Here is a 14,700-nt window from a genome sequence, read left to right as displayed (position 1 = left end):
CTAGCTTTTGGTGTGAAAGTATGTTGCAGCATCATTCGTTTGGTATTGCCGCCTTGGTGGACGAGGTGATTCAACCAGGTGGTAAAGTATTGGATTTGGGGTGCCTCTCATTTGGCACTACACAAACCTTTTTGGAACTGTCCTGCCAGACATTTATTGAGGATTTACGTAGCCTGCTACTTGAAATCCACTCATTTGACCTGCAGACACGAACTATAAAGTTAACTGAACACCTGACCAGAAAGCCGCAACGGGTAAAACTTGATGTCGTGCTCTGCTGGGACCTGTTCAACTTTATGGAACCCGAGCTTATTGCCCAATTAATTGAGGAAATCCGACCTCACTTAAAAGCTGGCACTGTCTTCCACACAATGCTCTACACCGGCACAATGCCTAAAGCCCCCGCTGACTTCAAGCGTTTGTCCGGCTTCACTTTTAACTCATCCCCCCTAGCACTACCGGAGCCATTACCTACATACCGATACTCTTCGCTCAACCTGATGAAAACCATGGGTAACTTTTCTCTGCGCTCCTCTCTCCTGCATAGAAAAGGCATGCGTAAAGACCTTATTGAGCTGATGTTTGAATACGGTAATGTAAAGTCACAAAACGCTATACGTGCGGGGGGAACCTCAGCTGCAATTTCCGCCTTTAGACAAACAAGCCTTACCGAAATCCCTTTGACAGCACTTGATCAAGCATTAATGCACGCCAAGCGCTCTCCCGTCAGTAAAGCTCTGGATGTAGGGAAAAAAGCCGGAAGGAATATGCAGCACCTCCAGCGAGAAGTGGGTGAACTATTTATTTCCGATCTCTATTCTGCAATTCTTTGGCAATGTAGCCGCAAGGTACCCTTTGATAGCGCGGTACAGGCAGCATTACGACAGGCCACCCTGCCTGAAAACCTGGATTGTATTTTACTCTGGGATCTTCTGAATTTCTTTTCCACTGAACAAATTCAGTTAATCACGCATGCGCTATATCAGTATCTCAGCAATGGCGCTGTGATGCATTTTCTGTTGTTCAAGCAAGAGCGACTTCCGGTTAATTGTGGTGTTTTCGAGATTCAGCCATCAGGCCTTGTTGGAACCTATATCCAAGCAGCTGGAAATAAGCAGGCAAAGTTCCGCACTATTACCGATGTAGTGAAAGCACTACCACAAATGAAAGTTCTAAGTCAGGGCACTGGAAGAATACCCAACGGGCCCTTTTATCACGAAATAACAATGCAGAAAGTTGTAAAGGATCAATAATGACCCAGTTTTTCTACCACTGGTTGACTAAGTTATCTCCTGAGCAGGTAACAGACACCTTTCTTATAGTTATGCTTGCCCTTGGCACTATAGCCTTGACCCTTTACCCATTTGGCAAGTTTCCACGCTTCGTAAAAGAAACGCCTTCTCTACTGACCGCTCTTGGAATTCTGGGTACCTTTATCGGTATTATTCTTGGTATCTATGGTTTTGACCTTGCTGATATCGACACCTCAATTTCAGAACTTATGCAAGGTCTGGAAACCGCCTTTATGACTAGCATCTTAGGCCTTTTCCTCTCATTGGTCTTGCGCACTATCTTCCAAATATTCAGCAAAGATCAGCCAACCAAAGCCACTGCAGATGATATTTTGCAAGCGATCAATCACCAGCGCCAGGATTTGGCAAAGTTTCAACACAGTATTAGTGAAGAGGTTCTGCAGTCACTAACTTCAGTTGTGGAGAAGTTTAATCAGGGGCTGAACGCACAAATGGGTGATAACTTACAGCAGTTTATTCAGCAGCTGAAGGCCGTATCCCCTGCCTTGCAAGCATTAATCGATCAGCATGAGCAACACGCCGAGCTTGCTGCAATCTACCGTGAGCAAACTACATCTCTACTGATTGAAATTAACGGTGCGCAGGAGAACCTTCTGCAGTTACATCAACGTATTACTGAATTACCGAAAATCTTTAACGTTATTCCTTCGCTGGTTGAACAGCAGCGCACTCACTCCGAACAAATCTCTGTCATGCTTAATGAACAGCAGGCATCCATTGAAATACTACAAAAATCTATTCCGGATATCGCGCCCAAGTTTGAGTCGATTACCCAGGGAATCGAAAAAGCGAATCAGCAGTTAGGCACTCAAGTTCAACATCTAATCTCCCTGAGTGAAACCCAGGCGAAAGTCTTTGAACAGAGGACGAATAAGGTCGTTGCTCTTGCCGATGTCCTGAATAATATCGACCCCAACCACTTTTCCAACATTATACAAGAGACTGCAAACAGCCATCGTGAATCAATGGTTGAGCTTGCGCAGCTTATTGCCAAGACCCATCAACAGATGATTACTGAGTTATCCCAAGTGATCACTCGTGATTTGACTAATGCAGACGTAAGCATCAAGCGCCAGTATGAGTTACTGGATCAACGCTTACATAGCGAAGTCGAGAGTGTAATGGCTGCGATGGGTGATGCCCTAGGTACCTTGAGCGGTGAGTTTTCACGGGATTTTCGCCAGTTAATCCAGCAAATGAAAAGAATTGACAATCAAGTGAAGCAGGCCGCTGGAGAGGAGCATGTTTGAGAGCGCTCACTCCAACAGTGAATCCAGTGAAAGCCAATGGATCAGCCTATCTGATATGATGGCCGGCCTAATGATGGTCTTTCTCTGTATTACCGTCTTCGTGATGCGTTCCCTAATAGATGAACGAGCCAAAATTCGAGAACTTGCCGAGTCCTATCGCGATACACAGCTGGCAATTTATCAAACTTTACAACAGGAATTCTCCCGCGACCTTACTCGCTGGGGAGCCTCTCTGGATAAACAGACCCTAGCTATCTCTTTTAACAATAGCGATGCGCTGTTCAAGACTGGTGATTTTACTTTGAGTGACAATGCGCGTGAAATTATGTCCTCATTTGTGCCCCGCTATATTGCTGCACTCACCCCCTATATGGATTCCATTGCTGCAATACAAATTGAAGGTCACACAAGTTCTGAGTGGGGTGAGCAGTCGGCGCCAGAGGAGGGGTATTTTCATAACTTACGTCTTTCTCAGCAGCGGTCACGGGCGGTAATGCAATATGCCCACTCGCTACTATCCCCAAATCAAGCCGTTTTAGTACGTGCAAAAGTTGCAGCCGTAGGTTATTCATCCGCCCGCCCGGTCCTCAATAACAATGGTATTGAGGATCCAGATCGCTCTCGTCGCGTTGCATTCCGAGTAGTGCGAGACTCTGAAAGCCACATTTTGCAGATTCTTGAGGAGGCCCTGTGAAACTAACCGACTTGCGGCCTATTCATAAGCGTCAAAGGCAAAGCCCTCAAAATCTTCTCAATCCCGAAACTATTTGCAAGCCGAGTCGAAATAGCTTGGCGAGCGCCATTCGTTTAGGTATTCAGCTGGACTATTCAGACCTCGATATACTTTCTTGCGGTTGGCGCTACCGGGGCATCCCAGTATTTGTATTTGGTCTTGAGTATTCACCCTCAACACAGGAAGATTCTTTTGGGCAGGTCCATATTTCTCCCAAATGCCCTTCGGTAAGTAATTACCAAGGGCCCCTCTGGGCGAGCAGCGACTTCGCCGCCGTACAAAAATCCTTTCCGCGAGACAACCTAAAGCCTTGTCCGCACTGCTTGCGCCACCTTTATAGTTTGGATATTCCAGATTTACTGCACAAAGACCGCTTTGGTAATGTTACCGCTATCGATTGGTTAATTTACGCACGATACTTTGCCGGTGCAATTTTTGAAAAATACCCACTCTTCTGGCGCAACGGTGAACGCCCACAAAAAGTGACTGCACTATTCACCACTGAACCCCCGAGGTATTCCTGCTCAATTTGTCAGTGCCATATTAATGCCAACGGCTGGGCGATTAACCCTAAGCTGGCTGAACTCAGTAGTCTCCCCAGAGAAATTTGCCTTCTTTGCGCCGAGCGGAGAGCTCGTACTGTATTAGTGGCACCCCCTCAAGCAGCGCTGCGTGCAGCAACCCTGCGCTACGAATCCCTTACCAAACAGTTGGGTAGTGAACCCCAAGCATCCTGGGCAATCGCCGAGCAAGTAGTTCCCGCCTCTTGGCTTCCGCTGATCCAGAAACTGAAAACTTTGATGGGGCCGCCCAAGGTCTTTCAGGTGATCGCTCCGAAAATTTTAGCCGTTTTATCCTGGCCCAGTATGAAACGTGCCATCATTGCTGATAACACCAAAGAAGCAAAACTCCCTTCTCACTATTCCGTTTGGCGCAAAGCCCAAATTGAGCAAGAACTGGGCTTAGGCTGAGCAATTACTTCATAGTGCTGCCTTCGGGCAGCTGGCTTTTACAAACATCCGGCTTCCTCACTCTCAAAATCTATCAAGAAGAAAAACTCTAGAAGATTCTTAAAGTTGTACGCAGGTATTTACTACTGCGGCTTATTTGATTTAGATATAGCAGACCATCACAACTTACTATTTCTAATAACCTTATAAACGCATGACTTAAATAAATTATTTGATATTATTTTTAATAGAAACTCTATTAAATGCTTTTTATCCTATTTATACTCTCAACTTCTTTTACAAGCTATGCACAAGCAGCTTCTTGGTATTGGAGGTTATTAACATCATCATTACTGTATAAATTACCGCCAGAAATTTTCTGCATAGGATTTCCCCCTCACAATTACATGCTTTTTAGGAACTTAAACAAAACGATCTAGTCAGAAATCGAAGTAGTACGCCAATAACCTCGAAATTTCGTACCACTTTTAGCGGTAACTAAGATCTGACTCAGTTTTCATGTTACTTTTAATACAGGCTTATCATGATGCATAGTCGGCACACAAAAATTCTGTCAAAGATTTTTCTTACAACTGCACTCTTAGCAGTAACCGTTGCTGTACGTGCGGACGAAGCGTTGCAGACATTTCTCGAACAGACACTTACCACAGCACGTGACAAAAACGATCTTCCTGCCGTCGCCGCGCTGATTCAAATCGATGGCAAGACTGCTGCTATAGCTGCAGACGGTTTTCGTGCGCATAGTCATATGGAACCAGTCACTATCGACGATCGTTGGCATATTGGATCGAATACCAAGGCGCTAACTGCAACAATGATCGCACGCTTAGTTGAGCAAGGTATCATGCGATTTGAGGATACACTCGCTGATTCTTTTCCGGCTTTCGCAAAAAATATGGACCCCGCTTACCGCAACATTACGATCACGCAATTGCTCAGTCATACCGCAGGTTTACCACCTCTGACCGACGATAATGAACTTCCTCAATTTGAAGATTTAATCGAGTCAGTACCCAGTATTCGGGCGCAACGTATTGCGGTTGCACGCAGTTACCTTGCAATGCCACCTACATCCGCAACTGGTTCATTTAAATACTCCAATCTCGGTTACATTATCGCGGGTGCCATCGCCGAGGCACGAACAGGCAAGACTTGGGAGGATCTCATCAAGGAACAGATCTTTACTCCGCTCGGCATAAAGAATGCAGGATTTGCAGCGCCCGGATCCTCTGGCAAGTTGGACCAACCGCGTGGTCATAAAAAAACCTGGTGGGGCAAGCTCGTACCACTCGATCCCGCCGACATACAAAGTGATAATCCTCAAGCGCTCGGCCCTGCCGGCACAATCAATATTTCTCTTAAAGATTGGATTCTCTTCGCAGAGGACCAACTCAATGGCGTACACGGCCGCGGTAAATTATTGAAGTCCGAAACCTATCGCAAACTACACTCACCCGTAAATGGTCATTACGCACTGGGCTGGGGGGCATTGTACGATCCAGAGTTATTGCTGCTTACACACACCGGTAGTAACGGCTATTGGCTCACTGACGCACGTATCATGCCAAAGCACAACATAATTTTTCTAATCGCGATGAACTCCGCTGGTGATACTGCAGAAAAATCAATGAAAGATATCCGCAAGCTTCTTATGGAGCGCCTAAAACCATTTGAGTGAATCTAAAAAGCGGACTTGTCTTGACAAGTCCGCAATCCAGCGGCTACTGGAATATATACTTGATAATTAATTAAAGTCAGCAGCGCGAATCGGATAGCTATCAGAGCCCGCCTCCAAGATCCAAGCCCATGTCTCTGCGAATAAAGCGAGTCAATTATATTCCTGACAGAATAATCTCACGGAAAACACATACCGTCACCCGCCACAAGAATCCTATTTATCACACATAGTACTGAGCAATTTATTTAAATATAAAGACTCAATAATACACTGCAACCTGATAAAGCTATAGCTTTCAATAGTGAGAATTCTTAAAGATGTAATCTAGAATTTCCATTCAGAGAAAAATTATAGCTTTCGCTTGCTGCCTATTAAGAGCCACAAGTTCCAACCTAATTCATCCATGCCAGCCAACATAAAATTTAAGAAAAATGGCCAGTAAAGCCTATGGAGAGCTTTGATGAATGGCAGCCACCTTTTAAGGCTCCATCACTGTTTGAATTAGAAGAATTGAATATTACCGCAGAGCGTTATACAGGCTTTGCCCACTGCCATATTAAGTGTGGTGGCACTCTTCTCGATGGCAAGGAAGTTCGTGATACTGTTCGAGCGATTTTCTGCTTTATCAAATTGGAAGAATCGTGACATGTGGCGCACCGCCATATCTCCACACCAGCCAACCAAGGTGCATAGAAAATATAGCGTTCAAGTCAACTCAATGCTGAATGCATTAGCGCTGCTCAGTAAATCGGGGCCTTAAGTTATAAAAGACATCGGGCTTTTGAAGAGAGGAATCTCCAAGCCCATAGAAGCCTGGGGGTATAAGGTATAATAGTCCGCCTCTAATTCATCATTAGAGGCGGCACAGATTTTGTGTGGTGTGCTTCCCCGCTACAAGATGATCAGCGACGAGCGGCAAAGATACCGCCGGCCATCACTACCAACGAGGAGAGCATTCCCACACCAACCAAACTATAAAGACTGATAGACTGGCGCGCGGCTTCGTTAAGCACTTCGCCAAAAGGAAATTGCCAGGCAACAATACCCGAAGCCGCCAGCACAGCGATGTATTGAACGCGACTGGCGCGACGTTCGTTCTTCTTGGAGGGCATTGGCAATTTTGCCATGACGCTCTCGCAGAAACCGTCATCGTCCAGGTAGGGCTCATCGAACTGCAGCTGCTCTGCCAGCCAAGCATCAAATTGTGGGTCTTTGCCCTCTATAGTTAAATCGCCCAAGGCGCCACCCTTTGTGTTGCGCTGTTCAAAGTTAACCATTGACCACCTCCTCGCGCCACGGCTGCAACAAGCTCTGTAGCTTTGCTCGCGCGCGGTTGACATGGGATTTTACCGTACCTAGCGGCAACTTCATAATACTTGCCGCTTCCTCATGGGAGAAGCCCCGCTGCATGCACAAGTGTATCGCCTGGCGTTGGGCATCGCTTAAAGAGTCCATTGCGGAGTTCAGGTCCCGGGCCATCCCCAGGCGCTGAGACTCTTCAACCGACTCTTCCGCCTGGGCCCGATCGACCGCCTCCTGATCCACTTCTGGGGCGTTCTTGCGTTTGTGGCTCATGACGAGATTGTAGGCGATCCGGTACAACCAGGTGCTAAAGCGGGCATCTCCTCGAAATGCCGGCAGCGCCTTATAGGCCTTAATAAAGGCCTCTTGCGCCATATCATCGGCCAGGCCCTGATCGCCATCACACAGCTTGCGGAGCGAGAATCGCAGCTGGGATTGATAGCGACGCACCAGCTGGGCATATGCCCGCTGGTCCCCGTCTTTGACGGTGCGCCTGATCAAATCCTCATCATTGAGGTCCATATTTCGGTCCCTACGCCTGCTTAGTATCGAGCTTCCAGTTGATAAAGCGGGCCAGGCCGATAAACAGTGGGATCAAGCCCAGACTACCTACCCCAAATCCTGCAAGGGAAGTGAGCCAGATAAACACTGCAGCACCCACTGCGATTAGAGTAATCCCTCTGTCCCCAGTATTCTTAGGGCTGCTATCTTCCAGCATATCCAACATCTCAGGCGGCACATCCCGACCATCGGCCACCATGTTATTGATATTTTCCATCACCAGCTGTTTCTTCCTGTAGCTATTGCGAGTTACCAGCCACACGATCAACACCGGCATACCGAACACACAAAGTAAGGCCAGAATTGGTAAAGTCACCACTTGGTGGAAGCCAGAATCTGATTGAGACTCTTCCCAACCCTCATGTGAAGAGCCATATTTTTTTGACAGGCCAATCTGCACATTGTCTGGCACACTATCTAGCGCCTCTTCAGCCACCTGTCCCCGCTCATCGAGAATCCCCTTGCGCTCCAGTTTCTCGATAATGCGCTGGCTCAGAGGGCCTCCGAACTCAGCTCCCAAGTCCACCTGGACCTCACTGCGCTCGCCGTCCTCTCCCTGGGTTTTGATGGTGAGCACCCCCTCCTCATCACGCATGATGCGTACACGCGTATCTGGCTTAGATCCCTCACTTTCCATTGCCGGCGGCTTTGGCGGGTTGGGTATTGTGCTGCTGTCATCCTGTGCCCAGCTGCCCATCGCGGCAAAAGTAGCTGCCAGCGCCGCCAACCAGTAGGTAGCTACCCGCAGGGGTTGTGAATTTCTCGCTCTCATTAGTTACTCTCTAATCGTTGTCTTTCTTGTACTGTTTAACCGTCGGCCCGGGGAAGCCCTGCACGCTACATCACTGTCATGCGGCCTCGGCTGTAAGGTCCGGGGGTGGCGCCTTGGGGAGCTCTCTCCTCGGCAATCCGCACCGGGTAGGGAAGCCCGCTGCCTTCAACCTCACTGCCTGACTTACATTCATTGAGCTTTTGCATAAAGTGCTGGTCTGTTTTCTCAGTAAGCTGACGATGAATATCATCCACCGAGAATCCCAGCTCCGCCGCTCCGGCCTGCATGCCGCCAAGCGCCAAAATCAGTACGGCGCAAAATTGTACCTTCTTAAATGATCCCGCAGTAAACATTGTGACCTCCAGATCGCTTTTCCTTGCACACCTCTATGACGGAGCCAGAACCGATTTTGGATGCAGGCGCAAAAATATTTTTTTAAACATTTTGTAGAAGGACTACTTCCTATGGCTACTGGACCAATAAGTACAAAAGTCGCAATAATCGGCCTGTAACCATTGGGGAGCTCGTAGATGACCGGTATTAAGGAAATACTGATCTTTTGGTTTGGTGATCCCGCTTTAAATTACCGCCCTACACCTGAGCGGCAGAAGCGGTGGTTTTCGGCAGACCCAAAGCTGGACAAGCAAATGGCTGAAGACTTTACCGAAATCACCAATATGGCCCTTGAGGGAAAGCTGGATCACTGGCGCCAAAGTCTGGAGGGCGAGCTGGCCCTGTTGCTGTTATGCGATCAATTCGCCCGCAATATCCACCGCGGTAACCCTCTGGCCTTTGAGGGGGACCCACTGGCTCTCGATATCACCGAGTCGATTCTACAGAGGGCAGATGAGCAAAAACTTGGGCTATTTCAGCAGATTTTTGTCGGCATGCCACTTGAGCACAGTGAAAACTCCGCTATCCAACAGCGCTCCGTGGCATACTTCGCCCAGTTGCAGAAGCAGTACGGGGATGATGAGTCCATCGCCCCTTATCTCGCCACCCACTATCGATACGCCCTGGCCCACCAGGCGATTATCGAGCAGTTTGGCCGCTATCCGCATCGCAATGCGGCCTTAGGCCGCAATTCCACTGATGAAGAAAAGCACTGGCTGGCACAAGGGGGCGGCTTTAAATAATGGATTTACTCGGATGGTTATCACTTGCAGGTATCTGTGCCCTAGGCGCAATGTCACCAGGCCCTAGCCTGCTTATCGTAATGCGCTGTTCCACCTCCGGTCTTCGGCAGGGCCTCGCCAGCGCAATTGCGCACGGCGCGGGCGTTGCCGTTTACGCTGCGCTGACAGCCTTTGGCCTCGCAGTACTGATTACCAGCTCTCCACTACTATTCAGTATTCTGCAATGGGCCGGTGCAGCCATGTTGGTATACCTGGGCTGGAAGGCCTTCCGAGCCCCGGCTCCCGGCTCAGGAACGACCCAGTTGGAAGCCCCCCACATGAGTGTTCGCCGCTCGATCGTACAAGGTTTCGGGGTGGCCTTCTTTAATCCCAAGATCGCGGTATTCTTTACTGCCCTATTCAGCCAGTTCGTATCTGAGCAGCAGGCTCTCACAACCAAGCTCGGAATGGCTGCCATGGTTTCAGGAGTCGATACACTATGGTATTGCATCGTTGCCCTGGCAGTTCATGCCAGCCGCAAACGTCAACTGGTTAGCAAGCACCTCGGCCACCGCATCCAGCAGCTGTTTGGTCTGCTCCTGATTGGCTTGGCCGCACGTTTGGTATTCACTATTTAGTGGGTAGGACCTAAGCACCATCTCCGTACAGGCGTGCCAAAATCGAAACTTTCCCCCGTAAGAATGATGATTAGGCACTCCAAAAAAACAGGCCCGCAAACGGGCCTGCACAGTGCGGAGGTTGCAGCCTGGATGCCTGGGGGGAGTACATCCGGCTGCAGTGGCGCATTATGACAGTTACAACAGCTTCCTAAAGACGAATTATCGCAATAGCCACTCTCTTGAGCGCAACGAAACAGCCGCCATTTCAGTTCCAACCACCATTGACACTGAATATTTATACAGTTACCGTATAGCCATACAAGCAAACTGGAATGTCTTAAAGGCAATTGGGAGGCATATCATGGCCGTAGTAGCTGTTTGGAAATGCGATCGAGACGGAGCAATGTTCGACAACAAAAAAGATGCTGAAGAACACGATAAGATGCTGGAGCTTGCAGCCAACATTACCACGCTCATTGAGCGCAGTATTGAAGGTATTGATGAGCAGGTGAGCGAAGAGATCGGCCTGTTGCTGGCCAAGCGTCGCGATGCCCTGGCCAAAGCCTGCAAAGGCAAACCAGAAGTTCTGTTGGAAGAAGATGAGAGCGGTGAAGAGTCCTCCGACGAGACCGTTACTCCCTTTGCTGCAAACCAGTAAAACTACCAGAAGAAATTTTCTGGTAGTAGTTTAAAGTTTCATCCCTGTACTCTGCCCGGTTCAACCGGGCTTTTTTGCTGGGCTTCAGTATTTAGCTGAAGCCTCTCACCGCATAAAGATCGTTAATCGTTCCAGATCGCCTAAAAAATTCTTTACTGCTACAAGCGCTTTTACAGAGATCTTATCGATATCACAATATTGATCACTGCGAGTATAAGTATCACCAGCCAACTGATTAATGTTCCCCAAAAGCGTCCGGCATGGGTACCTCCCTTACCCGCTGTCAGGCCATAAGCGTGGAAAATGCGGGATAGAAAAAAGGCGATTCCAAAGACATGCAACCACAGTGCAGATAAGCCCCCTAGCTCCGCAAGCAACAAGAGCAATAATGCGATGGGGGTATATTCAATCGCATTCGCGTGCACGCGCACACGAATCTCATTATGACGATCCTCGCCAGTGCCAATGCCTACTCGCTTAGTGCGACGAAACTGAACGACCCGGCCTGCCAAGTAGATAATGAGGATTGCACAGAGGCTGGCATACAGCGCTGTAATATTTACCATGGCATTTTCCTTTTTCTTATTAATACGAGATGTAAATATATCCCTATCACCACACAGCCCACCACACCAATGCTAAACAAGTGGCTGGACCTTTTTGTTCATTTTTCGTCACACAAAAAAAGAGCGGGCTTTGCCCGCTCTTCATTTGCTCACAAACTAAGCACTAGTTAATTGCGATAGCCAAACTCGTGCCCCTTGCTCGGCTTAAGATGACGATCGCGCAGGCGGGTTGAACGAGTAACCAAAGATTGGGGCTCTCCCTCAATCAGTACCTGTTCAGGGTAGCTGGTTACTTCCAGTGGATCACCGCTCCAAACTACAATATCAGCATCGGCCCCTTTCTCCAGGGTACCGCCACTAAGGCTAAAGATATCTGCCACATTTGTACTGATAGACTTCAGAGCCTCCTCGTAGGACAACCCGTGGGCAACAGCATTACCAGCAGACTGACGTGAGAGGTATACATTGTGGGTAGAAGCGTAGTCGGGACCACTAATGGCAACTTTCACACCAGCTTTGGTTAACAAAGCAGCATTATCCAGGCGGGCGCCAAGGCTGGAGAAAGAAATGGGCAGGTTGTTAATCGCATCAATCACGACAGGCACCTGAGCTTGGGCCAGCTGCTCCGCCACCATCCAACCTTCAGCCGCCCCCAGCAACACCAGCTTTACACTGTAAGTCTTGGCCAACTCAATAGCTGCAAGGATATCGCTGGCACGATTGGCTGTAATTAATAGCGGTTCCGTTCCATTAATCACCGGCTGTAAGGCCTCGAGATCCGCAAGACTATAATTCAGCTCTCGCCACTCTCCCAGACGAATCGCTGCACGATTGTCCCGGTACTCCTTAGCCTCATTCAAGGCATTCTCAATTTTCGCATAGGCGTTTGCACGGCTACCACCGGCCAGTTGAGCACCGGCCTCACCCAAATAAGCCTTCTGGGCAACATCTTCCGCCTCGACACTATCGAACTCACCATTGAGTTTGATAGCAAAGCCGCGTCCGGCAAACACTCTCTGGGCCTCTACCGCAGCGCTATCCCAAGTACTGATAGCTGGAAACACCACGGCGCTGGTAACACCACCAGCCCGGTTAAAAGGGATCAATGTAGATTTGGGGTTGTATGCGGGTACAGGATTGAAGGCGCTGCCGATACTCTCACCAGTTACCGCATGGTCGTTGGTGCCACTGGCTGCGCTGATCTCCACCAGCCCCAATTCAGAAATGGGTGCAATAACTCCAGGAGTCACCACCTTGCCTTTCGCATCAATTACCCGATCGGCAGGTATATTCAGCGAGGGAGCCACCTGCTCCACTTTACCGTCCACTACCAGCACATCGGCAGATTCCAGTGTACCCATATCAGCTAGGGTGTGTACCTTGCCGCCCTTAATCAGGATACTTTGCGCCTGAGCCCCTGCTGTCAAAACCCCCAGGGCCAGCGCATAGAATACAGCTATTTTTTTCACAGTCGCTCTCCCTCTGCATTGAGAATACCAAGCTCAAAATCACTGCGCGGTTGGCGCTTTTTATCGGAGCGATCGTACATCAGCTCCCCATCGATAAAGACCTGATCAACATGGGTATAAACACTGAACGGGTTGCCAGACCAAATAACAACATCGGCCATCTTACCCATCTCGAGGCTGCCGGTTTGCTTATCGATACCCAGTGCCTTAGCGGGGTTCATGGTCATCCAGGTCACAGCATCCTTTGGCTGAATATCGAAACCTGCGCGCTGACCTGCGGTCATCGCTTTAGCAACTTCTTCATTCAGGTGCTGAACGCCCACACCGGAATCCGAGTGAATCATCGCACAGGCCTTGGCCTGATCGACGATAGCAATATTTGCCTCTGTCATATCGAAGGCTTCGTGCTTAAAGCCCCACCAGTCAGCCCACATCGCAGCACATACATTGTTCTCCGCCAGCAGGTCGGCGACTTTGTATGCTTCTACTGCGTGGTGGAACGTAGAGATCTGGAAATCGAACTCCTTAGCGACATCCATCATCACCGCCATTTCCTCTCCGCGATAGCAGTGATTATGTACCAGGATATCGCCGTTCAGAACGCCTGCCAGGGTCTCTAGGCCCAGGTCTCGCTCTGGTTCATCTCCACCCTTCTCTACATATTCTTCCCACTTCTTCTTATAATTGCTGGCCTCAATCCAGGCATTGCGGTAGCCAGCTACATTACCCATACGGGTTGATGGGGAAGTACCTTTACCACCATAAACACGCTTCGGATTCTCGCCACAGGCCATCTTCAGACCGTAGGGCGCACCGGGAAATTTCATGTCCTGTACGCTGCGACCCGGTACATTTTTGAGGGTTACACTGCGGCCACCGAACAAGTTGGCAGAGCCCGGTAGAATCTGCAATGTTGTCACACCGCCAGCCAGGGCTAAGGGGAACTGGGGATCCTGTGTCCATACAGAGTGTTCCGCCCATACCTGCGCGGTGTTGGGGGATGTCATCTCATTGCCATCCTGAGAGGACTCAATAGAGGGGGCGGGATAATCTCCCAGGTGAGAGTGCACATCGATAATTCCGGGGGTCACCCACTTACCTTTGCCATCGACCACCAGGGCGTCCTTGGGAGCCTCAAGATCTTGACCGATCTTTGCAATCTTTCCGCCTTTCAATAAAAGGTCTGTGTTCTCTAATTGCTCCCCAGTCCCAGTAAGCAAAGTGGCATCCTGAATCAGCACTGGCCGGGACTGAGCAACAGAATAAGTTGAAGGGAAAGCATCCAGGCGAGCAAAATCCAGAGATCTCTGCTCACTCCCGGCTTTCTTCTCTCCGCAGGCAGACACCAACAGCGAGGCACAAAGCAAAGCCGCGATGCCGCGCCCGAAAACTCGAGAATGCAGCTGCATAGTTATTCATCCAATGGTTTTGAAGATGGCGGTGAATGCTATCAGTTTGTCTGACCTTAGCCACTACTTAGAGAAGAAAAGTTCGCTTCTGAGAAGAAAAGCCCCAAAGAATTAACGAGAAACTCATCTGCTCTGCAAGTGGATACCCATCACATTTGAATAAACACACAATTACAAAAGGGTTTACAAATGTCGGCATGTCAGCAAAGACTGCAAACCAGCTCTTAAAAGGCCCCAGGTTCCCTATATACTTTTTTGTTTCCACATGATGCAGTTTCTGGTG

16 protein-coding genes are annotated in these 14,700 nt (G+C 49.0%); 9 read left to right on the top strand and 7 right to left on the bottom strand.

The window, feature by feature from the left end:
- The first annotated feature begins 20 nt into the window (after nucleotides 1–20).
- The 6 genes from MJO52_RS08075 (at nucleotide 21) to MJO52_RS08050 (ending at nucleotide 6,590) form a co-directional block, all read left to right on the top strand.
- Nucleotides 21–1,253 (top strand): hypothetical protein, encoded by a 1,233-nt coding sequence (locus MJO52_RS08075; RefSeq protein ID WP_252085429.1) that lies wholly within the window; start codon nucleotides 21–23, stop codon nucleotides 1,251–1,253.
- Entirely contained in the window at nucleotides 1,253–2,563 is a 1,311-nt protein-coding gene (locus tag MJO52_RS08070) for a MotA/TolQ/ExbB proton channel family protein (protein ID WP_252085428.1), read from the top strand. The genes MJO52_RS08075 and MJO52_RS08070 overlap by 1 nt, the downstream gene beginning before the upstream one ends.
- On the top strand, nucleotides 2,556–3,257 hold the full coding sequence (locus MJO52_RS08065; RefSeq protein ID WP_252085427.1) for an OmpA/MotB family protein: 702 nt from the start codon (nucleotides 2,556–2,558) through the stop codon (nucleotides 3,255–3,257). Before MJO52_RS08070 ends, MJO52_RS08065 begins: the two co-directional genes overlap by 8 nt.
- On the top strand, nucleotides 3,254–4,267 hold the full coding sequence (locus tag MJO52_RS08060) for a hypothetical protein (protein ID WP_252085426.1): 1,014 nt from the start codon (nucleotides 3,254–3,256) through the stop codon (nucleotides 4,265–4,267). The genes MJO52_RS08065 and MJO52_RS08060 overlap by 4 nt, the downstream gene beginning before the upstream one ends.
- A 523-nt stretch (nucleotides 4,268–4,790) precedes the next feature.
- Nucleotides 4,791–5,945: a serine hydrolase domain-containing protein gene (locus tag MJO52_RS08055; protein ID WP_252085425.1), complete on the top strand. Its 1,155-nt coding sequence runs from the start codon at nucleotides 4,791–4,793 to the stop codon at nucleotides 5,943–5,945.
- Between the two features lie 447 nt (nucleotides 5,946–6,392).
- Nucleotides 6,393–6,590 (top strand): hypothetical protein, encoded by a 198-nt coding sequence (locus MJO52_RS08050; RefSeq protein WP_252085424.1) that lies wholly within the window; start codon nucleotides 6,393–6,395, stop codon nucleotides 6,588–6,590.
- Nucleotides 6,591–6,847: 257 nt separating this feature from the next.
- On the opposite strand, the gene MJO52_RS08045 is transcribed toward MJO52_RS08050, so the two are convergent.
- The 4 genes from MJO52_RS08045 to MJO52_RS08030 all read right to left on the bottom strand — a co-directional run bounded on the left by MJO52_RS08045 (nucleotide 6,848) and on the right by MJO52_RS08030 (nucleotide 8,933).
- Nucleotides 6,848–7,222 (bottom strand): hypothetical protein, encoded by a 375-nt coding sequence (locus MJO52_RS08045; RefSeq protein ID WP_252085423.1) that lies wholly within the window; start codon nucleotides 7,220–7,222, stop codon nucleotides 6,848–6,850.
- Entirely contained in the window at nucleotides 7,215–7,769 is a 555-nt protein-coding gene (locus tag MJO52_RS08040) for a sigma-70 family RNA polymerase sigma factor (RefSeq protein WP_252085422.1), read from the bottom strand. The genes MJO52_RS08045 and MJO52_RS08040 overlap by 8 nt, the downstream gene beginning before the upstream one ends.
- A gap of 10 nt (nucleotides 7,770–7,779) precedes the next feature.
- On the bottom strand, nucleotides 7,780–8,580 hold the full coding sequence (locus tag MJO52_RS08035; protein ID WP_252085421.1) for a DUF6249 domain-containing protein: 801 nt from the start codon (nucleotides 8,578–8,580) through the stop codon (nucleotides 7,780–7,782).
- A gap of 65 nt (nucleotides 8,581–8,645) precedes the next feature.
- Nucleotides 8,646–8,933, bottom strand: coding sequence for a hypothetical protein (locus tag MJO52_RS08030; protein ID WP_252085420.1), 288 nt, complete (start codon nucleotides 8,931–8,933; stop codon nucleotides 8,646–8,648).
- 177 nt (nucleotides 8,934–9,110) lie between these two features.
- Here MJO52_RS08030 and MJO52_RS08025 point away from each other — a divergent pair, with 177 nt between their 5' ends.
- The 3 genes from MJO52_RS08025 to MJO52_RS08015 all read left to right on the top strand — a co-directional run bounded on the left by MJO52_RS08025 (nucleotide 9,111) and on the right by MJO52_RS08015 (nucleotide 10,973).
- Complete coding sequence (locus MJO52_RS08025) at nucleotides 9,111–9,716, top strand: DUF924 family protein (RefSeq protein WP_252085419.1); 606 nt, start codon at nucleotides 9,111–9,113, stop codon at nucleotides 9,714–9,716.
- Nucleotides 9,716–10,333 carry a LysE family translocator gene (locus tag MJO52_RS08020; protein WP_252085418.1) on the top strand — a complete coding sequence of 206 codons (618 nt, stop codon included), beginning with the start codon at nucleotides 9,716–9,718 and terminating at the stop codon, nucleotides 10,331–10,333. Before MJO52_RS08025 ends, MJO52_RS08020 begins: the two co-directional genes overlap by 1 nt.
- A gap of 343 nt (nucleotides 10,334–10,676) precedes the next feature.
- Nucleotides 10,677–10,973 carry a YebG family protein gene (locus MJO52_RS08015; RefSeq protein ID WP_252085417.1) on the top strand — a complete coding sequence of 99 codons (297 nt, stop codon included), beginning with the start codon at nucleotides 10,677–10,679 and terminating at the stop codon, nucleotides 10,971–10,973.
- A 170-nt stretch (nucleotides 10,974–11,143) separates the two neighbouring features.
- Here MJO52_RS08015 and MJO52_RS08010 read toward each other — a convergent pair whose 3' ends face one another.
- From MJO52_RS08010 to MJO52_RS08000, 3 genes are all read right to left on the bottom strand, one after another.
- Nucleotides 11,144–11,539 carry an MAPEG family protein gene (locus MJO52_RS08010; RefSeq protein ID WP_252085416.1) on the bottom strand — a complete coding sequence of 132 codons (396 nt, stop codon included), beginning with the start codon at nucleotides 11,537–11,539 and terminating at the stop codon, nucleotides 11,144–11,146.
- A gap of 167 nt (nucleotides 11,540–11,706) precedes the next feature.
- Nucleotides 11,707–13,008, bottom strand: coding sequence for an amidohydrolase family protein (locus MJO52_RS08005; RefSeq protein WP_252085415.1), 1,302 nt, complete (start codon nucleotides 13,006–13,008; stop codon nucleotides 11,707–11,709).
- On the bottom strand, nucleotides 13,005–14,417 hold the full coding sequence (locus MJO52_RS08000; RefSeq protein WP_252085414.1) for an amidohydrolase: 1,413 nt from the start codon (nucleotides 14,415–14,417) through the stop codon (nucleotides 13,005–13,007). The genes MJO52_RS08005 and MJO52_RS08000 overlap by 4 nt, the downstream gene beginning before the upstream one ends.
- Nucleotides 14,418–14,700: the final 283 nt, after the last annotated feature.

This window comes from Microbulbifer variabilis, from assembly GCF_023716485.1.
GTDB lineage: Bacteria > Pseudomonadota > Gammaproteobacteria > Pseudomonadales > Cellvibrionaceae > Microbulbifer > Microbulbifer variabilis_B.
Note: the sequence above shows the minus strand (reverse complement) of the source record. Positions and strands in the feature narration are given on the sequence as shown.